Annotated in this window: 20 protein-coding genes; 8 read left to right on the forward strand and 12 right to left on the reverse strand. The window is 74.6% G+C overall.

Annotated elements, in window-relative coordinates:
• The first annotated feature begins 50 nt into the window (after nt 1-50).
• Both AC067J_RS28540 and AC067J_RS28545 read left to right on the forward strand, forming a co-directional pair.
• Nucleotides 51-212 carry a hypothetical protein gene (locus AC067J_RS28540; protein WP_478303928.1) on the forward strand — a complete coding sequence of 54 codons (162 nt, stop codon included), beginning with the start codon at nt 51-53 and terminating at the stop codon, nt 210-212.
• Between the two features lie 214 nt (nt 213-426).
• A complete protein-coding gene (locus AC067J_RS28545) occupies nt 427-723 on the forward strand; it encodes a hypothetical protein (protein WP_478304118.1) in 297 nt (98 codons plus the stop codon).
• A 171-nt stretch (nt 724-894) separates the two neighbouring features.
• Here AC067J_RS28545 and AC067J_RS28550 read toward each other — a convergent pair whose 3' ends face one another.
• The 4 genes from AC067J_RS28550 to AC067J_RS28565 form a co-directional block, all read right to left on the reverse strand.
• Nucleotides 895-1,782 (reverse strand): hypothetical protein, encoded by an 888-nt coding sequence (locus tag AC067J_RS28550; protein WP_478303930.1) that lies wholly within the window; start codon nt 1,780-1,782, stop codon nt 895-897.
• A gap of 108 nt (nt 1,783-1,890) precedes the next feature.
• Entirely contained in the window at nt 1,891-2,175 is a 285-nt protein-coding gene (locus AC067J_RS28555; RefSeq protein WP_478303932.1) for a DUF427 domain-containing protein, read from the reverse strand.
• Between the two features lie 156 nt (nt 2,176-2,331).
• Complete coding sequence (locus AC067J_RS28560) at nt 2,332-2,568, reverse strand: DUF6296 family protein (protein ID WP_478303934.1); 237 nt, start codon at nt 2,566-2,568, stop codon at nt 2,332-2,334.
• Nucleotides 2,569-2,754: 186 nt separating this feature from the next.
• Nucleotides 2,755-2,991 (reverse strand): DUF2277 domain-containing protein, encoded by a 237-nt coding sequence (locus AC067J_RS28565; RefSeq protein WP_478303936.1) that lies wholly within the window; start codon nt 2,989-2,991, stop codon nt 2,755-2,757.
• Nucleotides 2,992-3,136: 145 nt separating this feature from the next.
• Here AC067J_RS28565 and AC067J_RS28570 point away from each other — a divergent pair, with 145 nt between their 5' ends.
• The gene (locus AC067J_RS28570; RefSeq protein WP_478303938.1) at nt 3,137-4,465 is read left to right on the forward strand and encodes an MFS transporter; all 1,329 of its coding nucleotides are present in this window, start codon (nt 3,137-3,139) and stop codon (nt 4,463-4,465) included.
• Nucleotides 4,466-4,746: 281 nt separating this feature from the next.
• Here the strand turns inward: AC067J_RS28570 and AC067J_RS28575 are convergent, their stop codons facing one another.
• The 3 genes from AC067J_RS28575 to AC067J_RS28585 form a co-directional block, all read right to left on the reverse strand.
• Nucleotides 4,747-5,298, reverse strand: a complete 552-nt coding sequence (locus AC067J_RS28575) for a gamma carbonic anhydrase family protein (protein ID WP_478303940.1) — start codon at nt 5,296-5,298, stop codon at nt 4,747-4,749.
• 121 nt (nt 5,299-5,419) lie between these two features.
• On the reverse strand, nt 5,420-6,832 hold the full coding sequence (locus tag AC067J_RS28580; protein ID WP_478303942.1) for a serine hydrolase domain-containing protein: 1,413 nt from the start codon (nt 6,830-6,832) through the stop codon (nt 5,420-5,422).
• Nucleotides 6,833-7,106: 274 nt separating this feature from the next.
• A complete protein-coding gene (locus AC067J_RS28585; protein WP_478303944.1) occupies nt 7,107-7,673 on the reverse strand; it encodes a DJ-1/PfpI family protein in 567 nt (188 codons plus the stop codon).
• Nucleotides 7,674-7,915: 242 nt separating this feature from the next.
• Between AC067J_RS28585 and AC067J_RS28590 the strand changes: the two genes are divergently transcribed.
• From AC067J_RS28590 to AC067J_RS28600, 3 genes are all read left to right on the forward strand, one after another.
• Complete coding sequence (locus AC067J_RS28590) at nt 7,916-8,461, forward strand: RBBP9/YdeN family alpha/beta hydrolase (protein WP_478303946.1); 546 nt, start codon at nt 7,916-7,918, stop codon at nt 8,459-8,461.
• 227 nt (nt 8,462-8,688) lie between these two features.
• Entirely contained in the window at nt 8,689-8,961 is a 273-nt protein-coding gene (locus AC067J_RS28595) for a hypothetical protein (protein ID WP_478303948.1), read from the forward strand.
• 291 nt (nt 8,962-9,252) lie between these two features.
• Nucleotides 9,253-10,536 (forward strand): glycerophosphodiester phosphodiesterase, encoded by a 1,284-nt coding sequence (locus AC067J_RS28600; RefSeq protein ID WP_478303950.1) that lies wholly within the window; start codon nt 9,253-9,255, stop codon nt 10,534-10,536.
• Nucleotides 10,537-10,650: 114 nt separating this feature from the next.
• Here the strand turns inward: AC067J_RS28600 and AC067J_RS28605 are convergent, their stop codons facing one another.
• Nucleotides 10,651-13,011: a transglycosylase domain-containing protein gene (locus AC067J_RS28605; protein WP_478303952.1), complete on the reverse strand. Its 2,361-nt coding sequence runs from the start codon at nt 13,009-13,011 to the stop codon at nt 10,651-10,653.
• 385 nt (nt 13,012-13,396) lie between these two features.
• Nucleotides 13,397-14,497: a hypothetical protein gene (locus AC067J_RS28610; protein WP_478303954.1), complete on the reverse strand. Its 1,101-nt coding sequence runs from the start codon at nt 14,495-14,497 to the stop codon at nt 13,397-13,399.
• A gap of 121 nt (nt 14,498-14,618) precedes the next feature.
• On the opposite strand from AC067J_RS28610, the gene AC067J_RS28615 reads away from it, so the two are divergent.
• Together AC067J_RS28615 and AC067J_RS28620 are read left to right on the forward strand one after the other, a co-directional pair.
• On the forward strand, nt 14,619-15,677 hold the full coding sequence (locus AC067J_RS28615) for an SPFH domain-containing protein (protein ID WP_478303956.1): 1,059 nt from the start codon (nt 14,619-14,621) through the stop codon (nt 15,675-15,677).
• Nucleotides 15,674-16,612, forward strand: coding sequence for a hypothetical protein (locus AC067J_RS28620; RefSeq protein ID WP_478303958.1), 939 nt, complete (start codon nt 15,674-15,676; stop codon nt 16,610-16,612). Before AC067J_RS28615 ends, AC067J_RS28620 begins: the two co-directional genes overlap by 4 nt.
• Nucleotides 16,613-16,850: 238 nt before the next feature.
• Here the strand turns inward: AC067J_RS28620 and AC067J_RS28625 are convergent, their stop codons facing one another.
• From AC067J_RS28625 to map, 3 genes are all read right to left on the reverse strand, one after another.
• Nucleotides 16,851-17,690, reverse strand: coding sequence for a universal stress protein (locus tag AC067J_RS28625; protein WP_478303960.1), 840 nt, complete (start codon nt 17,688-17,690; stop codon nt 16,851-16,853).
• Between the two features lie 169 nt (nt 17,691-17,859).
• A complete protein-coding gene (locus AC067J_RS28630; protein WP_478303961.1) occupies nt 17,860-18,840 on the reverse strand; it encodes a universal stress protein in 981 nt (326 codons plus the stop codon).
• A 358-nt stretch (nt 18,841-19,198) separates the two neighbouring features.
• Nucleotides 19,199-19,966 (reverse strand): type I methionyl aminopeptidase, encoded by a 768-nt coding sequence (gene map, locus AC067J_RS28635; protein WP_478303963.1) that lies wholly within the window; start codon nt 19,964-19,966, stop codon nt 19,199-19,201.
• Nucleotides 19,967-20,164: the final 198 nt, after the last annotated feature.

A 20,164-nucleotide genomic window follows, 5' to 3' on the forward strand; every position in this document is an offset into this window, starting at 1 on the left:
GTGTCGCGGCGGATCCGGGCGGCCCGGCCGGCCGAGGAGAGGAGCCCGCGATGACCGACATGAGCGCACGCTCCGAGGTGGGCGCCGACCGGGACGAGGACGTCCGCGCGGCCGACCCCGAGGAGGGCATCACCTCGATGCAGAACCAGCACGCACAGGACACCTCCCAGGCGGAGGGCGAGCCCCTGGAGGAGCCGGGGGCGAGCGGCTGACCGCTCCTGACGCAAGCGTTGCCACGAGGCCGCCCGCTCCCCGGGCGGCCTCCGCGACCGCCGGTGTCGCCCCCCGAACGGCGGCGGACCGGCAAGGGAGGATGGGCGCATGACCGAACAGCAGCAGGGCGCAGCAGAGCGGAACGCGGCTGGGCAGGGCCCGGCGGCACGGGCCACGACCGGGCCGGGCGGCACCGGGCCGGTGGAACCCCCGGTGGATCCGCGGGCCTCCTGGGCCACCTGGACCACCCAGTCGATCATCAGCGGACCGGGCGGGGTGACCACCGCGGAGGTCGGCCCGATCTCCGGCGACCTCACCGTCCACACCACCTGGGTGGACGGCGAGGCGCGGCTCACCGTGCAGTACACGGGGGCCCTGGACTGGTACAGCGTGGCGGGAAGCCCGGTTCCGGCGGCCGACGAGAGCACGGCGCGGGCCGTTCACCAGGCGATGGTCAACGCCGTCAAGTCCGGGCGGGGCGCCGGCGCGCCGCAGGCGCCGGCCGGCTGACGGCGTTCCCCGAGGGGCCGCACCTCGCCCGAGGGCCTCGGTCCCCGGGCGTCTCCGACACGGGGCCCGGACCGCGGACCTCGGTCACGGGCCCTCGGTCACGGGCCCGGCAGCCGCGGGTCCCCGGTCGCGGTCGCGGTCGCGGTCCCGGGCCCGCCGGGGGGTGCGTGTTCAGTCGCCCTTCTCTCCCCGGAGCGCCGGGGCGGCGGCCGGCCAGTAGCCCGGGTCCGCCGGGAGGCGCCTGCGCAGGTCCTCGCGGACCTCGCGGGCCAGTTTGCGGGTGTCGCGGCGGTTGATCGTGGCGCCGATGCCCGCGCCGACCAGCAGGGGGGTCAGCGAGGGCAGACGGCGCAGCGAGCTGCGGGTGAGACGGCGACGGACCTGCTGGCGCACCTCGGAGCCGAGCGCCATCGCGGCCAGGCCGGCCGGTTTGACGAGCAGGGTGCCGTCGATGCCGCGCCGGTTGGCCCAGGCGGTGACGTAGGCACTGGCCCGCTGCGTGGTGCTGCCCTGGGCGGGGACACCGTAGACCTCGTGGAGCTCCGCGATCAGCTTGATCTCGACGGCCGCCACCGCGAGCGTCTCGGCGGCGATCTCGACCGGCATCGCGGGCGGCACCGGAAGCATCGCCGCTGCGCCGACCCCGGCGCCGAGCGCGCTGGACGCCCTGGAGGCGCCGAGGACCAGCAGCTCGGCGAGCTTCTCGGGGTCGGTGGCACCGGGGTGCTGGGAACGCAGTGTCGCGAGGTTGCGGACCGGAATGCGCGGCGCGGCGTGGAGCAGCTGGTCGGTGAGGGCGCGGCCGCCGTACACCGCGCCCTTGGCTGCCGCCTTGCTGCCGGTGCCGAGCCGGCGGGCGATGTCGGCGACCAGCCGGGCTCCGCGCCGGCGGCCGTACTCGACGCCCGCGCCGTACTCGATCACCTGTCCGACGGGGCCGCCGGGCTCGGCCGGCGCGGGGCGTTCCAGCTCCTCGACCAGTTCGGCCAGCTCGTCGGCCACGCGGTCCGGGGTCGGCTCGGGCTCGCCGCCGCGTCCCGGTTTCCTGAAGATTGCCATGCTCTGCCGGTACCCGGCCGGGCACCGCGGTACGCGCCCGCGGTGTCCGGGTCCTGTGACGGTACGGCTACTGCGGCCGTCTGGCCGAAGGGCGTGCCGCCGGCCCCGCTACTCGGTGATCTCGACTCCGCGCCAGAACGCCACCCGGTCCCGGACATGCTCCGCCTCGGGCTTCGGGTCGGCGTAGTACCAGGCCGCGTCGGGGTTGGTCAGCCCGTCGACGTCGAGGGTGTAGTAGGCGGCGGTGCCCTTCCAGCCGCAGACGGTGGTGGTGTCGGAGGGGCGCAGGTACTCCGCTCGGACCGAGTCGGCCGGAAAGTAGTGGTTGCCCTCGACGACGGTGGTGTCATCGCTCTCGGCGATGACCGTGCCCTGCCAGCTCGCTGTGGTCATGCCGGCGATTCTGCCCGACGACGAACGGACGGCGCCGCCCGTCCGACGGGTTCAGGACAACGACGGGCCGGGCCCTGCCGAGTCCACCCGAGGGCGGGCCACACGGGCCGGGGCCGGGCGGGGAGACGGGCCGGGGCCGGGCGGGGGGAAGACGGGTCAGGGCAGCGGCTCGGCGTGAACCGGGAAGTGCGGAGTCTGGTGGCCGCCGCTGGCGAGCATCCGGACCTCCCCCGCGTCGCTGATCTCGGCCCGGACGATGCCGCTGGCGTCCTCGTACACCGGGTGGCCGCCGGGGCCGGTCGCGCTGGTGCGGGCGACCACGACGACGTCCTGCGGTGCCTGGGTACCGGGGGTGCCGGGGAAGGTGAGTGCGTAACGGGTGGCTGAGCTCATCGCCGACCTCCTGGTCCCTGCTCGTCACTGCCGGTTGCTGGTGACTGCTCCACGATCGCTTCCGGTCACTGTGTTCGCTGTGCTCGCTGTGCTCGCTGTGTTCACTGCGTTCGCTGTGCTCGCTGCATTCGTTCGCTGCGGCCCGCGGTCACGCCGCGAGCCGGGTTCGCGGTGCCCGCCGCCGCCCTAGACCGTGGCCCGGGCGGGCCGCGCGGTGGCACCGCGGACCTCCAGCTCGTCGAGCAGCCGGGCGGTGGCCTCCGTGACGGCGTCCACGGCCCGGTCGAACGCCTCCCGGTTGTGCGCGGCGGGGGCCCGGAAGCCGGAGACCTTCCGCACGTACTGGAGGGCCGCCGCCCGGAAGTCCTCCTCCGAGGCGTCGGGCGTCACGGGTGGTCTCAGCGTCTTGATACTGCGGCACATGGTCCCAGTCTCGCGCGCGAGCGCCCGACTGGCGACCCCCGTCCGTCACCGGCCCGCCATGACCGCCACACGGTGCGGCCATCCGACCGGATTAGGATTTCGCCCGAACAATCCTGACTCCTCCCGCTCGTTCCGGAGTATCCCCTTGCCTCTCGCGCTGGTCGCCCTGGCCGTGACCGCCTTCGCCATCGGAACCACCGAGTTCGCCGCCATGGGGCTGCTCCCCCAGGTGGCCGACAGCCTGGACGTCTCCATCCCGCAGGCGAGCTGGCTGATCTCCGCCTACGCCGTCGGCGTGGTGATCGGTGCCCCGCTGCTCACCGCGCTCGCCGCCGGGCGGCCCCGGAAGGCGGTCCTGGTCGCCCTGGCGGGGTTCTTCGCCGCCGGCAACCTGCTCTGCGCGGTCGCCCCAGACTTCTGGTCGCTGGCCGCCGCCCGGCTGATCACCGGGCTCCCGCACGGCGCCTTCTTCGGCGCCGGGGCGGTCGCCGCGGCCGAACTGGTCGCCCCGGGCCGGCGCGCCCGCGCGGTCGCGGTGATGTTCTCCGGTCTGACCGTGGCCAACATCGTCGGCGTCCCCGCGGCGACCCTGCTCGGCCAGCACCTGGGGTGGCGGGCGACGATGCTGGTGGTGGTCGTGATCGGCGTGGCCGGGACGGTGGCGATCGCGCGGCTGGTCCCGCACCTGCCCTCCCCCGCACAGGGCGGGCTCCGGCACGAACTGGGCACGTTCCGCAGCGGACAGCTCTGGCTGGCTCTGGCCACCGTGGTGTTCGGCTGCGGCGGGTTCTTCGCCTGCTACAGCTACATCACCCCGCTGCTGACCGAGGTCTCCGGGTACGCGACCGGGTCGGTGACGCTGGTGCTGGCGCTGTTCGGGGTGGGGATGACGATCGGCAACGTGCTCGGCGGGTACGCGGCCGACCGGGCGCTGCGACCGACGGTCTGCGTCGCGTTCCTGCTGCTCTCCGCCGTGCTGGCGCTCTTCGCGGTGACCGCGCGGACCGAGTGGTCCGCGGCGGTGACGGTGGTGCTGGTCGGACTGTTCGGCTTCGCGATCGTGCCGGCCGTGCAGACCCTGGTCATGCGCGAGGCCCGCAGCGCGCCGACCCTGGCCTCGGCCACCGTGCAGGGCGCGTTCAACCTGGCCAACGCCCAGGGCGCGTACTTCGGCGGGATCGCGTTGGACGCCGGGCTCGGCTGGACCTCGCCGACGCTGGTCGGCTCGGGGCTGGCGGCGTCCGGGGCGGTGATCGCGCTGCTCGCCTGGGCCCTCGACCGGCGCGGGAAGGCGCCTGCGGGGGGCCTTCCGGTCGCCGGCGGACCCCCCGCCGGCCTGCCGGTCGTTCCCGGGCCGGCGCTTGCGGGAGACGACGTGATCCGGGTGGAAGCCGCCCCGACGGGCCGGGTGGACGGCCCGGGCACCGGGTCCGCGGGCGACCGGGTGGGCGCGGGGGCCGGCGCGGGCCGCTGAGCTGCGCCGGACGCCGGACGCCGGGCGGGCCACCCGGCCCGTCGGGGCCGTGGTCCGGAACCGCTTCACCGCCGCGCGGCCGGGCCGCCGCACCACCGCGTACCCCGGCCCGGCCGGTCGGCCGCCCGGCCAGGCGGGCCGGGCCGGGCCGGGTGGTGCGCCGTGCGTAGCGGGTTGCTCCGGCGTCCCTGCACTTTGCAAAGTGAGTTTTCACTTTGCAAAGTGCAGGGACGGACAGCGGAGACGAGGCGGTCAGCCCAGCTACCCCGGGCTGCCCCGGGCTACCCGGGTTCGCCGGCGGTCGGCGGGACGGGGCGGATGTCCCGGTGGCCGTCGGCCAGCAGGCGGTACCCCTCCGCGTTGAACTTGATGCCGGAGCGCTCCTCCTCGGTCAGCTCCCGGCGGACCTTGGCGGGCACACCGGCGACCAGGGAGCCGGGCGGGACCTCCATGCCCTGCGGCACCACGGCGCCGGCCGCGATGAGCGAGCCGGCCCCGACGCGGGCGCCGTTCAGCACCGTGGCGTTCATCCCGACCAGGACGTCGTCCTCGATCACGCAGCCGTGCAGGACGGCGTTGTGCCCGACCGAGATCCGCTCGCCCATCACCAGCGGGAAGCCGAGGTCGGCGTGGAGGGTGCAGTTGTCCTGCACGTTGCTGCCCGGTCCGACCGTGATCGTCTCGGCGTCGCCGCGCAGCACCGCCCCGTACCAGATGCTCGCCCCGGCGCCGACCGTCACGCTGCCCACCACGACGGCGTTCGATGCGACGAACGCGCTCGGGTCCACGGCGGGCACCCGGCCTGCGACCTCGGCTATCAGCGGCTCTGCCATCTCTCGTCCTCCAGGTGACGACTGCCCATCAGGTGCGGGCCATGATGACATCCCCGGCAGCCGGCCCGATCAAGGACCCAGAACTGTCGGCTCCTCGGTCGGACCGGCGCGACGGCCCCGGTCAGTCGAGCGCACCCGCGGTCGGGGGTTCGGCGGCCCGTGCCGGGGCAGGGGCCGGGGCCGGGTCGGCGGCAGGTGCAGGCACCGGGACCGGAGCGGCGGCCGAAGCAGGGGCCGGTTCGGCGGCCGGTGCCGGAACCGGGGGCGGGCCGCCGCAGACTCCGGTGTGGAACAGGTTCGCGAACACCGCGTTGCTGGCGTCGAGGTCCGAGACGTCGTACGCGTTGACCGAGGCCACGAACTGGCGGTGGTTGTCGGAGTCGCCGTACATGAACGCGTTGTAGCCCGGAATACCGCCCGCGTGGCCCCAGACCTCGCCGCAGGGCGTCAGGCTCCGCTGGAGGCCGAGGCCGTACTGCACCTCGTGGCTCTGCGGGGTGACCTTCTTCATCTCGGAGAGCAGGCGCTCGGGCAGCAGCCGGCCCCCGAGCAGGGCCGTCAGGAAGGTGGTGAGGTCGGCCGTCGTCGAGATTCCGGCGCCGGCCGGGCCCGCCAGGCTCGGGTCCAGCTCGGTGGTGTCCGCCGGACCGGTGGGCATCTTGTAGTAGCCGTGCGCGTGCGGGCCGGGGACGGTCGTCGAGTGGACCGGCATCGAGGTGCCGGTCAGACCGAGCCGCCGGACGATCCGGCGGTCCACCTCGTCGGCCCAGCTGCGGCCGGTGACCCGCTCGATCACGAGACCGATCACGATGTAGTTGGTGTTGGAGTAGTGCCACCCCTGTCCGGGGGCGAAGTACGGCTGGTGGGCGTTGGCGATCGCGACGAGCTGCTGCGGCGGGTAGACCGTCCAGCGCCCGGTCTCCAGCCACTGCTGCAGCGCTTCGGTGCTCTCCTCGTACGCGAAGGCGTCGTCCTCGGTGTAGTTGAACAGGCCGCTGGTGTGGTCGAGCAGCTGGCGGACCGTGATGTTCCGCCCGTTGGGGACGAGACCGGGCAGGAAGCGCTCGACGCTGTCCTCAAGATCCACCCGGCCCTCGGCGACCAGCTGGAGGACCACCGTCGAGACGAAGGTCTTGGTCACGCTGCCGATGCGGAACCGGCCGTCCGCGGAGGCCTTCTCCCCCGTGGCGAAGTCGGCGGTGCCGGCCGCGCCCTTCCACACCGTCCGCCCGCGATCGCTGACCCGGGCCAGCGCGGCCGAGGCCCCGCCCTGCTCCACCATCCTGCGCAGCGCCTCGTTCAGTGCCTTCACGTCGACGCCCTTCTTCGCTCCCGCCACCGCCACCCGGTAGGGCTCGGGCGCGCCGTGGGCACCGGCCACCGGGGCGACCACGCCCACCAGGCCCGCGCCGGCCAGCGCGACCGCGAGCACACGGACGGCCGCACCGCGCCGTCGGCGTCCGACGGCCGCCGCCCGGCCGGCGGCCGCCCCGCTCCCCCGGCCGTCCTCCGCTCCCCTGCCCGTCCCACCCATGCCGCCTCCTGAGTCAGTGCCGACAAGTTTCCGCAACACTCCTGCCGCTTCCGGCAGTTGACACCATGACAGGTGTGCACGAAGGAAGCGTCAGACCTTGGTCCGGACCTTCTCGACCTCTGGCCCGATCCGTTCCGGCGTGTCCCTCCCCCCTCCGGTCGAAGGCGCCCCCGACGGAACTCAGGGTGCGCGTCCGACCGGAGGCGGAGGAACCGGAGGAACCGACGCCGGGACCAGGTGGATCGGGACCAGGAGAGAATAGGAAGGACCGGGGTCAGGCGACCGGGGCCTTCACCCGCAGCACCTCGACGAACGCCCGCAGCCACGCCGGGTGGTCGGGCCAGGCACGGGCCGATACGACCACCCCGTCGACCACCGCCTCACCGTCCACGTACTCGGCGCCGGCCGCCTTGACGTCCGGCTCCAGGGCCGGGTAGGCGGCACTGGTGCGCCCGGCCAGCACTCCGGCGGCGGCGGTGACCAGCGGCCCGTGGCAGATCTGCGCGACCGGCTTCTCGGTCTCGAAGAAGTGCCGCACGATCCGCTGCACCTCGGGGTCGTTGCGCAGGTACTCGGGGGCGCGGCCGCCGGGGATCACCAGCGCGACGTACTCGGCCGGGTCGACGTCGGCGAACGCGACGTCCGCGGGCCAGGTGTAGCCGGGCTTCTCGGTGTAGGTGTCGAACCCGTCGACGAAGTCGTGCACGACGAACTGCAGCCGCTTCTTCGCCGGAGCGGCGATGTCGACCTGGTAGCCCTCCTCGCGCAGCCGCTGGTAGGGGTAGAACACCTCCAGCGACTCCGCGGCGTCCCCGGTGACGAGCAGGATCTTCGATGCCATCGCCGACATCCCTCCGAATCGATCGATCGTCGGACACGGTGCAGGCCCGCTCCGGTGGGATCCGGCGCGGGCCTGCACCAACCTCCCGCACCGGGCGGCGCCCACGCAACAGGGCGCACGGGCATCGAGCGGCGCATTTACGCCCTCGCACGCCGGTCGTGGACAGTGCACGCCCCCCCGGATGGCGTACCCCTAGACTCCGTGCTGCCCGCACCCGCTGATCTTGGAGGGAGTCCGCCCCGATGTCGGACCGCACCACCTACCTCGTCCTGCCCGGCTACCAGAGTTCCGGTCCGGCCCACTGGCAGAGCCGCTGGGAGGCGGCCGATCCGGCGTTCGTCCGCGTCGAGCAGGCGGACTGGGACCACCCGGACCCGGAGGACTGGGTGGCCCGGGTGGACGCGGCGGTCGCCGCGGCGGCGGCGGACGGGCCCGTGGTGCTGGTGGCGCACAGTCTGGGCTGCGCGACGGTGGCCCGCTGGGCGGCCGGCGCACCGGCCGAGCGGACCTCGGCCGTCCGGGGCGCGCTGCTCGTCGCCCCCGCCGACATCGACCACGCCGACGTCCCGCCGCTGCTGGGCTTCCGCCCGGTCGCGCTGCCCCGCCTCCCGTTCCCCGCCGTCGTGGTCTCCAGCAGCGACGACCCGTGGGTGACGCCGGAGCGCGCACGCCACTTCGCCGCCGCCTGGGGAGCCCGCTACGTCGAGCCGGGTGCGTACGGGCACCTCAACTCCGACTCGGGGCTGGGCGACTGGCCGGAGGGCCGCGAGCTGCTCGCCGGGCTCTGACCCGGAGGCGGGAGCAGCGGCGGCAGCAGCGGCGGGAGCAGCGTTGGCGCGCGGTGCCGGTGGGCCGGTGGGCCGGTATACCGGTGCCGGTGGCCGGCAGTGGTACCCCGCGGCCGCGGTGACAACGGTGCCCGGCGGGCATCCCAGACTTCGGGGATGGGAACGCGATCACCCCTGCGACCAGAATTCGGGGCAGACCGACCGACTCCCCGAAGGGTGTGCCACCGATGAACCGTCTCGTCCGCTCGCTCGCCGTCCTCACGCTCGGCGCCGCCGCCGCCCTCACCGGGACGGCCGCCGCCCAGGCGGCCGTCCCTCCCGGTGCCACGCCCGTGACACCCACCCTCGACCCGCAGCCCGTCGAGCGGCTCGCCGCCGCCTACAAGTGCGACGTCGAGTACACCGTCGCGTACTACACCTACCGTCAGCTGGGCTACCCCGAGCTGGAGTCCATGCTGCACGCGGAGAAGAGCTACGCCCTCTGCGCCTCGCAGGCCTGACCGACCGGCGGCCGGCGACCAGCGGCTGACCGGCGGACAGCGGTCGGCAGCCGGTGCGGACGGGACCGCGATGCGCCGGGCACTCCTCTCGCCGCTCGCCCCGTGCACCGTCACCGGGCACTGCCGCACCACCGTCCGCACCACCGGCACCGCCCGCCGGGCTCCCGGCGGGCGGTGGGTGTCGGAACTTCTCCCGCAGTTCGTCCGGAGGCCACCCGGCGGGGCGCGGCGGCTCCTAGTCTGCGGGCGACGACCCCGACGCCACGCCACCAGGGCGAGCAAGGAGAACCCATGACGAACCGTCCGCTCGACGGCAGCAGCCCGGCGGAGCCCGCCGACGGCACCGGCTCCTCCCGCCGACGCTTCCTGCGCGCCACCGGCGCGGCCGGGCTCGGCGCGGCCGCGTTCGCCGCCGGTGCCGGCGAGGCCTCCGCGGCTCCCGGCGGCGACCCGTCGGGCGCCGAGCAGCCCGCCGCCGACGAGCGGGCCGCCGCCGCGGGCCGCCCGTCCGGCACCCGCCCGCCGGTCCGTACCGGGACCGGCCTGGACCGGCTGCCGCACCCGCTGATCGTCGGGCACCGCGGTGCCCCCGGCTACCGCCCTGAGCACACCCTCGGCTCCTACGACCTGGCCCTCCAGCTCGGCGCGGACGTCATCGAGCCGGACCTCGTCCCGACCAAGGACGGCCACCTGGTGGTCCGGCACGAGAACAACATCCTGGAGACCACGGACGTCGCCGACCACCCGGAGTTCGCGGCCCGGAAGACCACCAGGACCATCGACGGCGTGGCCCAGTCGGGCTGGTTCACCGAGGACTTCACGCTCGCCGAGCTCCGCACCCTGCGCGCCAAGGAGCGGCTGCCGCAGCAGCGCCAGCGGAACACCCTCTACGACGGCCGCTGGGCGATCCCGACCTTCCGCGAGGTGGCCGACTTCGCCCGCAAGCGCGGCCGCGAGCTGGGCCGGGACGTCTGGGTCTACCCGGAGACCAAGCACCCGAGCTACTTCCGGTCGATCGGCCTGCCCCTGGAGGAGCGGCTCGCGGACGAGCTGCGCCGCACCGGGCTGTCCGGGCGCAACGGCCGGGCGATCCTGCAGTCCTTCGAGCCGAGCAGCCTCCAGCGGCTCGCCAAGCTGGTCGACAACCCGCGGATCCAGCTGCTCGGCGGCGCGACCACCCGCCCGTACGACTTCGAGCTGGCCGGGGACCGGCGCACCGTGGCCGACCTGGTCACCCCGGCCGGCCTGCGCTGGATCTCCTCCTTCGCGCACGGCATCGGCCCGACCACGCAGCTGATCGCACCGGTCGACGCCACCGGCAAGCTGCTGCCGCCGACCACGCTGGTCCGGGACGCGCACGCGGCCAACCTGCTGCTGCACCCCTACACGGTGCGCAACGAGAACGGCTTCCTGCCGCTGGACTACCGCAAGGGCACCGACCCGAACGCGTACGGCGACGCGATCGGCTGGGCCAAGTACCTGTACGAGCTCGGCGTGGACGGGTTCTTCACCGACCAGGCCGACAGCAGCGTGCTGGCCCGCCAGGACTTCTGGGCCGCCAAGGGCGTGCACTGACACCCGGCGCGCGCGGCTGAAACGCCTGTGCCCCGGACCGTCGCGGGGACGGTCCGGGGCACAGGCGTCGGTACGCCCGCCCGGGTACGCGGGCGGTCCGTCGGCCGTCAGCCGTCAGCCGTCGGTCGCCTGGCCGTCGGGCTGTTGCTCCTGCGGCTCCGCGCGCTCGGTGGGCTGGGCGGGCCTGGTCTGCTGCTGGGTGGGCTGCGGGGAGCGCGGCCGCCCGGGCCCGGTGTTGCGGCCGCCGGGCCAGGTCGGGGCGGTGTCCGTCGTGGAGCTGCCCGGCGACGGGGAGCCGCCCGAGCCGCTGGGGCTCGTGGAGGGGTCGCGCTTCGGCGGCGGGTCCGGGATGTGGACGGTGGCGAACTCCTTCTCCGGCATGCCCTTGACCGCGGCGCTCATGCCCATCTGCCAGATCGGCCCCGGGCCGGTGGCGCCGAAGACCTCCTCGAAGTACTTGCCGCCGATCCTGATGTTCTTCATCGGCACGCCCTTGGCCGGGCCGCCCAGCCAGACCGAGGCCGCGAGGTTGCCGGTGTAGCCGCTGAACCAGGCCGACTTCTTCTCGTCGCTGGTGCCGGTCTTGCCCGCGATCTGCCGGTCGTCGTCGAGGCCGAGGTCGCGCCCGGTGCCGCCCTTCTCGGTCACGCCGAGCAGCACGGTGTTGATGACGTCGGCGGTGTTCTCGGAGAGCACCCGGTCGCACTTGGGCGGGCTGACCGGGATCTCCTTGCCGTCCACCGTGGTGATCCTGCTGATCGCGACCGGGTCGCAGTGGGTGCCGCGCGCGGCGAAGGTCGCGTAGACGTTGGCCATCACCAGCGGGCTCACCTCCTGGGTGCCGAGGCCGAGGGCCGGCAGCTCCTCCAGCGGCTTGCCGCTCGCCTTGGTCGCCACGCCGAGCTTGTTGGCCATCTGCTTGACGGCGCAGAGCCCGATCTCCTGCTCCATCTGCACGAAGTAGGTGTTGACCGAGAGCGCCATCGCCTCCTTCAGCTGGTACGGGCCGATCTCGCCCGCCGACTCGTTGGGGACGGTGCCGTTCTTCTTGTCGTTCTTGGCCAGGTTCTTCCAGGTGCCGTCGCAGGTGCTCATCGTCGGCCAGTCCATCCGGTTCGGCGACGGGTAGGACTGGGTGGACGGCAGTCCGGCCTCCAGGGCGGCGGCGGCCACGATCGGCTTGAAGTTGGAGCCCGGCTGGAAGCCGTTGCCGCCGCCCATCGCCGCGTCCACGTTGTAGTTGACGACGGTCTGGTTCTTGTTCGGGTCGAGCCCGTAGGGGCGGGTCTGGGCCATCGCGAGGATCTTGCCGCTGCCCGGCTCCACCATGGTCATCGCCGCCGAGACCGGGTCCGTGACGTTGACGCGCTTGGTGACCGCGTTCTGCGCGGCCGCCTGCTTGACCGGGTCCAGGGTGGTGTGGATCGCCAGCCCGCCCTGGTCCCACAGCTTCTTGCGGTCGGCCGCGGTCTTGCCGAAGACCGGGTCCTGCTTGACCACGTGCCGGACGTAGTCGCAGAAGAAGCCCATCCCCGCCTGGGCGGTGATGCAGCCGTTCTGCGGCTCCTTGTAGCGCAGCCCGAGCGGCGCCGCCTTGGCCTCGCGGGCCTGCTCCGGGGTGAGGTGCTTGTTCTCCACCATCTTGTCGATGACGGTGTCGCGGCGCTTCTGCGCGGCCACCGGGTGGAGCTTCGGGTCGTACTGGGAGGGGTTCTGCACCAGCCCGGCCAGGGTGGCGGCCTCGGGGACGGTCAGGTCCTTCGCGTCCTTGCTGAAGTAGCGCTGGGAGGCGGCCTGGATGCCGTAGGCCTGGTGGCCGTAGAAGGTGATGTTGAGGTAGTTGGTGAGGATCTGCTCCTTCGTCAGCTCCTCCTCCAGCTTGATCGCGTACTTGAGTTCCTGGATCTTGCGGCCCAGCGTCTTGCGCTGGGCCGCCAGCACGGCCGCCTGGTCGTCGCCGGCCTTCTCGACGTTGACGTTCTTCACGTACTGCTGGGTGAGGGTCGACGCGCCCTGGACGGTGGCGCCGCTCTCGGCGTTCTTGGTGACGGCCCGCAGGACACCCTTGAGGTCGACCGCGCCGTGCTCGTAGAAGCGGGCGTCCTCGATGTCCACCTGGGCCTGGCGTATCAGCGGCGACATCTGGTCGGCGGCGAGCACCGTGCGGTCCCGCTCGAAGACCTTGGCTATCAGGCCGCCCGTCGAGTCGTAGACCCAGCTGGCCTGGGTCAGCGGCGGGGTCTTGAAGTCGTCCGGGATGTTGTCGAATCCCTCGACGGTGCTCTTCACCCCGAGGCCGAGGGCGCCGGCCGCCGGCAGGGCGATGCCCGCGAGCAGGACGCCGGCCAGGGTGCTGTAACCGAGGAACTTCACGCCGTGGCCGAGCAGGCCCAGCGGGGTCTCGCGGCGCCGGGGGCGCGGCACCCAGGTGTCGAAGGGCTCCGGGGAGGCGATGCGGCGGCTTCTCCGTGACATAGTCGGAACACTACGTCCACGAAAACCGCGCGAGGGGCCGGTGTTGGCCAACCTTGGTCACAAATCGGCGACAGATCGGTCGGGTTGGCGCGGGCGGTCGACAGGGTCTGCGAACGATCCCCGGGAAGTGGCGGCCGTTCGTCCACGTGCGGGTGATTCGATCAAGGCGCCGGACGTGCGGGTACGGGGCAGTCGGCCGGGACGCGCAGGGTGGACGACCGGGGCGAGCAGGGAGGACGGCCGGGGCGAGCAGGGCAGGCCTACGGGGCAGTCGGGGCAGTCGGGGCGGACGGGGCGGGCCTGCGGGGCGGACGGGGCGGGGCAGCCGGGGCAACCGGGGCGGGTCTGCGGGGCGGGCGCGCCGGGCGGGCCCGCCGCACGGGTGTCAGTCCTTCTGCTTCTTGCGTCGCAGGCCCAGCACCGCCCCCGCCACGGCCGCCAGGAAGAGCACGCCGAGCACCTGGTCGAAGGGCCCGTCGGAGGAGCCCCCCGAGGACGACGCATCGGCCGGAGCACTCCCGGACTCGCCACCGGCGGAGGGCGGGGCCGCGGCGCCCGGGGTCGCGGCAGAACCGGCACCGGGCAGCGGTTTGACGGTGTCCGGAAGCTCGTTCCCGTCCAGCGGGGCACGCCAGACCGGGCTGCTCTTGCCCTCGCTGCCGTAGAGCAGTGCCCGGCCGTCCGCGCTGAAGGCGACCGACTCGCCCTGGTACTGGAAGGGCGTCGTGGGCGAGCCGATCTCGCTCGGTGCGCCGTCCTTCCAGCGGTAGAGGGTGGCGGAGAAGTAGCCGCGCAGGACGAGCCGGGTGCCGTCCGGCGAGAACGCGCCGTCGGTGGTCCACGGGACGTCGGCGATCCGGCGGAAGGTGTTCACGCCGGTCGGGGAGAGCTTCTCGGGGCCCTGGTAGAGGCCGCCGCCGCCCTGTCGCTTGCTGGCGATGTAGGCGCGGCCGGTGGCCGGGTGGACCATCAGCGCCTCGGCGTCGCGCGGCCCGTCCTCGTAGCGGACCTTGTAGCGCGTCACCTCCACGGTCTGGTCGCGCAGTTCGGCGGGTTCGGCGAAGGCGTAGATCCAGACCTCGGGCCACTTCCCGCCGAGGTTGTCGCCGATGTCGCCGAGGTAGAGCCGCCCGTCCGGCCCGAGCGAGACGGCCTCGACGTCGCGCGGCTCGACGCCGCGCAGGGTGACGGTGGCGACGGTGCGGCCCTGGGAGTCGACGGCGTAGAGGTACGGGCCGTCGTCGCTGTCGTTGTGGGTCCAGTAGACGCCGGGGTGGGCCTGGCTGGCCGCGAGCCCGCTGGACTCGGTGATCCGCGGGTCGGTGATGGTGAACGCCTCCCCCGGGCCGTCGGCCGCGCGGGCGGGCGGGGCGCCGACCGCGAGGACGGCGCAGACGGCGGTGCAGGCGGCGAGCAGCGCCGCGGAGAGCCGTCCGGCCGTTCCGGGGCCGGCGGGGTGCTTCGTCGCCTGCCTCTTCGTTCGCATCCTCAGCACCAGCCGATCCTCCCACGACTTCCGCGACAGGACGGGCCCGCACCTTTTCGTCATCTTGACGAGATCTGGCCCCGGCCAATAGCGTCTGCATGACGAAAAGGGGTTCGCACTCATGGCCGACATCACCAGGCGCTTCGGACTGCGCCACCTGCGCGCCGTCCCGACCGCCCACATCCGCCACCTCCGGCGCGGACGGCTCACCCACGACGGCACCGGGCTCGCCTTCTGGTTCCGCCCGCTCAGTGCCGCCCTCTCCGAGGTGCCGGTCGACGACCGCGAGCTCGCCATGCTCTTCCACGCCCGCACCGCCGACTTCCAGGACCTCACCGTCCAGGCCACCCTCACCTACCGGATCACCGACCCGGCCACCGCCGCCACCCGCGTCGACTTCGGCATCGACCCCGACACCGGTGCCTGGCGCGCGGCCCCGCTCGACCAGCTCGCCACCCTGCTCACCGAGACCGCCCAGCAGCACGCGCTCGGCCTGCTCGCCCGCACCCCGCTCGCCGCCGCGCTGGCCGACGGCGTCGCCACCGTCCGCGACCGGATGGCCGCCGGGCTCGCCGCCGAACCACGGCTCGCCGAGACCGGGCTCGCCGTCATCGCCGTCCGCGTCGTCGCGCTGCGCCCGGAACCGGAGGTGGAGCGCGCGCTGCGCACCCCCGCCCGCGAACTCGTCCAGCAGGAAGCCGACCGGGCCACCTTCGAACGGCGGGCCGTCGCGGTCGAGCACGAGCGCGGCATCGCCGAGAACGAGCTCGCCAACCGGATCGAACTCGCCCGGCGGGAGGAGCAGCTGATCACCCAGCAGGGCGCCAACGGCCGGCTCAAGGCCGAGGACGACGCGGTCGCCGACCGGATCCGCGCCGACGCCGAGGCCGAGCGCCGCACCCGGCTCGCCGTCGCCGAGGCCGACGCCGCCCGCGCGCTCGGCGAGGCCCGGGCGGCCACCGAGGCGGCCTGGCTGGCCGCCCACCAGCAGGCCGACCCGGCCGTGCTGCGGGCACTCGCCCTGATGCGGCTGGCCGAACACCTCCCGCGCATCGACAGCCTCACGCTCACCCCGGACGTGCTCACCGGGCTGCTCGCCAAGCTCGGCGCAGCGGGCGGCGGGGCTTCGGGCGGCGGGACGCCAGGTGGCGGGGTTTCGGGCGGCGGGGGCGGTCGGTGACGCTCGCGCCCCGGGCGGTCCTGGTCCACCGCCGCACCGAGTACGAGGAACTGGTCGCCCACCACGGGACACCCGGCCAGGCCGCGTACTTCCTGCACAGCCGGGGCCGTTCGGTCGACGAGGTCGAGCAGCGCCACCGGCGGCAGGCCGACGCGCTCGTCCGGGCGGCCGCAGCCGTCCCGCTCGACTGGCGGCGCACCCGGGTCGAGCGGGCCGACCTGCCCCGCTTCCTCTTCGAGCCGGAGGACGTGGTGGTCGTGGTCGGCCAGGACGGCCTGGTCGCGAACGTCGCCAAGTACCTCGACGGGCAGCCCGTGATCGGCGTGGACGCGGACCCCGGCCGCAACCCCGGCGTACTGGTCCGGCACCGTGCGGACGCCCTGCCGCTGCTCCTGCCGGCCGCGGCCGGCCCCGGCGTCGAGCGGCGGGTCGAGGAACGGACCATGGTCGAGGCGGTCGCGGACGACACCCAGCGGCTGCTCGCGCTCAACGAGGTGTACGTCGGGCAGCCGGGCCACCAGACGGCCCGCTACCGGCTGGCCGTCGAGGGCGCCCCGGACGAGGCCCCACACGAGGCGCCGGACGGCACCGACGGCGGCGAGGCCCAGGCGTCCTCGGGCGTGTTGGTCGGCACCGGGACCGGCGGCACCGGCTGGTGCCGCTCGGCCTGGCTGGAGCGCGGGGCCCCGCTCGCGCTGCCCGGGCCGTCCGCCCCCGCGCTCGCCTGGTTCGTCCGCGAGGCGTGGCCCTCCCCCGCCACCGGTACCGGCCGGGTGCACGGCCTGCTCGACGCCGGGCGGCGGCTGGTCCTGACCGTCGAGTCGGACCGGCTGGTCGCGTTCGGCGACGGCATCGAGAGCGACGCCCTGGAGCTGGCGTGGGGCCAGACCGTGCGGGTGGGTGTCGCCGACGCCCGGCTGCGGCTGCTGGGGTGAGGGCCGGGGCCGAGGCGCTGGTGGGTTGAGGTGCTGGTGGGTTGAGGTGCTGGTCGGTTGACGCGGTGGTGGGGTCGAGGTGCTGACGGGCTGAGGACCGCCCGCCGGCCGCGCGCCCCGGCCCGCCCGCGGGGACCGGCGGAGCCACGGTTGGAGCGCGACCCCGGGGGGTTCAGGGCTGAGGCCCGAGCCACCACGCGGGCCCGGGTGGAGGCCCGGACGGGTCCACGGCCACGGCTCAGGCCGGGCCCGGCGGCTCGGCGTGGCGGACGACGGCGACCGGGCAGTGGGCGTGCTGGATGACGGCCTGGCTGGTGGAGCCGAGCAGCAGGCCGGCGAAGCCGCCCCGCCCGCGGGCGCCGACCACCAGCAGCTGGACGTCGCGGCTCGCCTCGATCAGGGCCGGGCGGGTGTGCTGCTCGACCAGCCTGGTCCGGACGTCGACGTCCGGATACTTCTCGCGCCAGCCGACCACCGCCTCGTCCGGCACCCGCTCCTCCCGGTCGGGCCGACCCGTGTGGGGGTGCCAGGCGTGCAGGGCGGTCAGCGGGGCCCGGCGCGCGGAGGCCTCGGCGAAGGCGAAGCCGACCGCCTCGGCTCCCACTCCCGAGCCGTCCACCGCCACCAGCACGTCGCCCTCCGGGTCCGGCCGGCCCCGGACGATCAGCACCGGGCAGGCGGCGTGCGCCGCGAGGTGCACCGCCACCGAGCCGACCAGCAGGGCGCTGAAGCGACCGAGCCCCCGGCTGCCGACGACGACCAGGCAGGCGCCCCGCGACCGGCCGGCGAGCACCCCCAGCGGTTCGCCGGTGACGAGCTCGGCGTCGACGTGCAGGTCGGGATCGAGCTCCCGGGCCCGGCGCCGGGCGTCGGCGAGCACGTGCTCCGCCTCGTGGCGCAGCCCGCCCTCCGCGGGGCCGTTCGGTGAGGGCCCGAGCGACACGTGCATCAGCGGCCAGATGAACGCGTGCACGATCCTGAGGCCGCAGCCGCGCAGCCGGGCCTCACGGACCGCGACGTCCACCGCGGCCAGGCTCGCCTCCGAGCCGTCCACGCCCACCAGTACCGGGTCGCTCATCTGCCGTCTCCTGTCACCGTTGCCACCGTCGGGGTTGTCACCGTCACCGTTGCCACCGTCGGGGTTGTCACCGTCGGGGATCACCTGCCGTCACCTGCCCTCCTGCCGCCGCCCGGCAGGCGCCACCGGACGCCGCCGCGACGCGACCGGGACGCCTGCCGGGTGCCGTCTACGGGGTCTCCCGGGAGCCGTCGTCGGCCTCGCCCTGCTCCCACGCCCGTTCCTGCTCGCGCACCCGCTCGTACGGCACCACGGCGACCGGGCACGGCGCGTGGTGCAGGACGGCGTGGGCCACCGCGCCGACGTGCACGCCCACCGGCGACCTGCGCACCCGGCGACCCACCACGAGCAGCTCCGCACCCGCCGCGCGCTCGGCCAGCACCCGGGCCGGCCGGGCGTTCACGGTCTCCTCCACCACTGTCACCTGCGGGTACTTCTCCCGCCACGGCTGGAGCAGCCGGGCCACTTCGCTTCGCGCCTGCGCCGACATCTCGGCGGTCACGTCGACGCCGGCCGCGATGCCCGCGTACTGGTAGGTGGGCGGGAGCGTCCACGCGTACACGGCGCGCACCGGCAGCCCCAGTCGTCCGGCGGCTTCGAAGGCGTGGGCGAGCACCTCGTCGGCGCCGGCGTACGGGTCGACACCCGCCACGACCTCCGGTCCGGTGCCCGCCGTCCCGGCAGGTTCACCGGCATCGGCGGACGCGGCGATGCCGGCGGGTCCGGCGGCGGCCTCGCCCCTGCGGACCAGCACCACCGGGCAGCCCGCCCGGCCGAGCACCCGGTGGCTCACCGAACCGACCAGGAACCCCGTCACCGCGCCCAGCCCTCGCGAGCCGAGCACCAGCAGCCCGGCCCCGTCCGCCTCCGCGAGCAGTGCGCGCACGGCGTCGCCCGGCACGTGCACGGCCGTGACCGCCGAGTCACGGCACCGGTCCCGCGCCCTCAGCTCGGCCTCGCGCAGCACCACGTCCGCCTGCCGGCGCTCCAGGTCGGCGGTGCCCAGCACCGACAGCGGTGTGACCGGACTCGGCCAGGCGTGCACCAGGCGCAGCGGTGCGCCCCGGCGGGACGCCTCGTCGGCCGCCCAGTCCAGGGCCGCAAGGCTTTCGGGCGAACCATCGACACCGACCACGACGGGAGCGGACATGAAGGCCTCCGGCATTCGTACGGAGCGGCCGGGCGGGGTACTTCCCCGGCCGCATGCACCACCCTTCCCGTCCGGGTCGGGTGCTCCCAGGGCCCAAGGTCCCCGTCGGGGGGTCCGTCCGGCCCCGGGCCGGCGCGGCGGTCGGACGGCCCCCGGACGGGGCGCCGTTCCCCCGGGGCCGTCCGGGCTGCCTTCCGGACGGGTCCCGGCCGTCCTTCCGGTCCGCCGTTTGTTCCGGTCCGCTGTCGTTCCGGTCCGCCGTCCTTCCGGTCCGCCGTCCCTCCAGGTTCCGTCCGTCCTCGCGTTTCCGCCTGCCCGGCGGGCGGACGACGGGGGCGCGGCGGCGGGCTCCGGGCGGCTACGGGAGGGTGAGGATCCGGGGTCCGTCCTCGGTGATCGCCACGGTGTGCTCGACGTGCGCGGCCCGGGTGCCGTCGGTGGTACGGATCGTCCACCCGTCCGGGTCGGTGGCGTGGTCGTCCTTCCCGCCGGCGGTGAGCATCGGTTCGATCGCCAGTACCAGTCCCGGCTTCAGGGGGAAGCCGCGGCCCGGTCGGCCTTCGTTGGGCAGGTGCGGGTCCTCGTGCATCCGCCGGCCGATGCCGTGGCCGCCGAAGCCCTCCGGGAGGCCGTAGCCGGCCCCGCGCGCGACGCGACCGACCGCGTGCGCGATGTCGCCGGTCCGGTTGCCGACGACGGCCGCCGCGATCCCGGCCTCCAGTGCGCGGCGGGTGGCGGCGATCAGTTCCACGTCCTCGGGGTGTGCGGCGCCGACGGTGAAGCTGACGGCGGCGTCGCCGGCCCAGCCGTCCAGGACCGCCCCGCAGTCGATGCTGACCAGGTCGCCGTCGCGCAGCCGGTAGCCGTCCGGGATGCCGTGCACCACCACGTCGTTGACGGAGGCGCAGATCACCGCCGGGAACGGCACCGGTGCGAAGGAGGGCTTGTACCCGAGGAAGGGCGAGGTCGCGCCGGCTTCCCGCAGCACCTCGCGGGCCACCCCGTCCAGCTCCCGCAGGCTCACTCCGACCGAGGCGGCGCGTTCGACCTCCGCGAGGGCCGTGGCGACGACCCGCCCGGCCTCGCGCATCGCGGCCAGTGCCGCCTCCGATTTGAACTCCACCATGCGATCCCTCCGAGGGTCACCGATCCAATTCTTATACCGGTATTTCTATCACGGTCTTCTCGGTTCCGGAACGCGGCGGCGCAGGCCGCGGACGGGCCCGGACACCCGGGTGGCTCCGAACGAGTGGACTCCTCGGAACGCGCACCGGACGTGGACCTCGGCCCTGCGCTCCGGATGGTGACGTTGCCGTCTCGACCC

This window comes from Kitasatospora sp. NPDC042419, from assembly GCF_056437345.1.

Coding starts and splice junctions, on each gene's coding strand:
- AC067J_RS28590 (WP_478303946.1), top strand. CDS start 7,916: ATGTCGGACCGCACCACCTACCTCGTCCTGCCCGGCTACCAGAGTTCC.
- AC067J_RS28565 (WP_478303936.1), bottom strand. CDS start 2,991: ATGTGCCGCAGTATCAAGACGCTGAGACCACCCGTGACGCCCGACGCC.
- AC067J_RS28600 (WP_478303950.1), top strand. CDS start 9,253: ATGACGAACCGTCCGCTCGACGGCAGCAGCCCGGCGGAGCCCGCCGAC.
- AC067J_RS28610 (WP_478303954.1), bottom strand. CDS start 14,497: ATGCGAACGAAGAGGCAGGCGACGAAGCACCCCGCCGGCCCCGGAACG.
- AC067J_RS28560 (WP_478303934.1), bottom strand. CDS start 2,568: ATGAGCTCAGCCACCCGTTACGCACTCACCTTCCCCGGCACCCCCGGT.
- AC067J_RS28615 (WP_478303956.1), top strand. CDS start 14,619: ATGGCCGACATCACCAGGCGCTTCGGACTGCGCCACCTGCGCGCCGTC.
- AC067J_RS28605 (WP_478303952.1), bottom strand. CDS start 13,011: ATGTCACGGAGAAGCCGCCGCATCGCCTCCCCGGAGCCCTTCGACACC.
- AC067J_RS28555 (WP_478303932.1), bottom strand. CDS start 2,175: ATGACCACAGCGAGCTGGCAGGGCACGGTCATCGCCGAGAGCGATGAC.
- AC067J_RS28585 (WP_478303944.1), bottom strand. CDS start 7,673: ATGGCATCGAAGATCCTGCTCGTCACCGGGGACGCCGCGGAGTCGCTG.
- AC067J_RS28540 (WP_478303928.1), top strand. CDS start 51: ATGACCGACATGAGCGCACGCTCCGAGGTGGGCGCCGACCGGGACGAG.
- AC067J_RS28625 (WP_478303960.1), bottom strand. CDS start 17,690: ATGAGCGACCCGGTACTGGTGGGCGTGGACGGCTCGGAGGCGAGCCTG.
- map (WP_478303963.1), bottom strand. CDS start 19,966: ATGGTGGAGTTCAAATCGGAGGCGGCACTGGCCGCGATGCGCGAGGCC.
- AC067J_RS28630 (WP_478303961.1), bottom strand. CDS start 18,840: ATGTCCGCTCCCGTCGTGGTCGGTGTCGATGGTTCGCCCGAAAGCCTT.
- AC067J_RS28550 (WP_478303930.1), bottom strand. CDS start 1,782: ATGGCAATCTTCAGGAAACCGGGACGCGGCGGCGAGCCCGAGCCGACC.
- AC067J_RS28580 (WP_478303942.1), bottom strand. CDS start 6,832: ATGGGTGGGACGGGCAGGGGAGCGGAGGACGGCCGGGGGAGCGGGGCG.
- AC067J_RS28595 (WP_478303948.1), top strand. CDS start 8,689: ATGAACCGTCTCGTCCGCTCGCTCGCCGTCCTCACGCTCGGCGCCGCC.
- AC067J_RS28575 (WP_478303940.1), bottom strand. CDS start 5,298: ATGGCAGAGCCGCTGATAGCCGAGGTCGCAGGCCGGGTGCCCGCCGTG.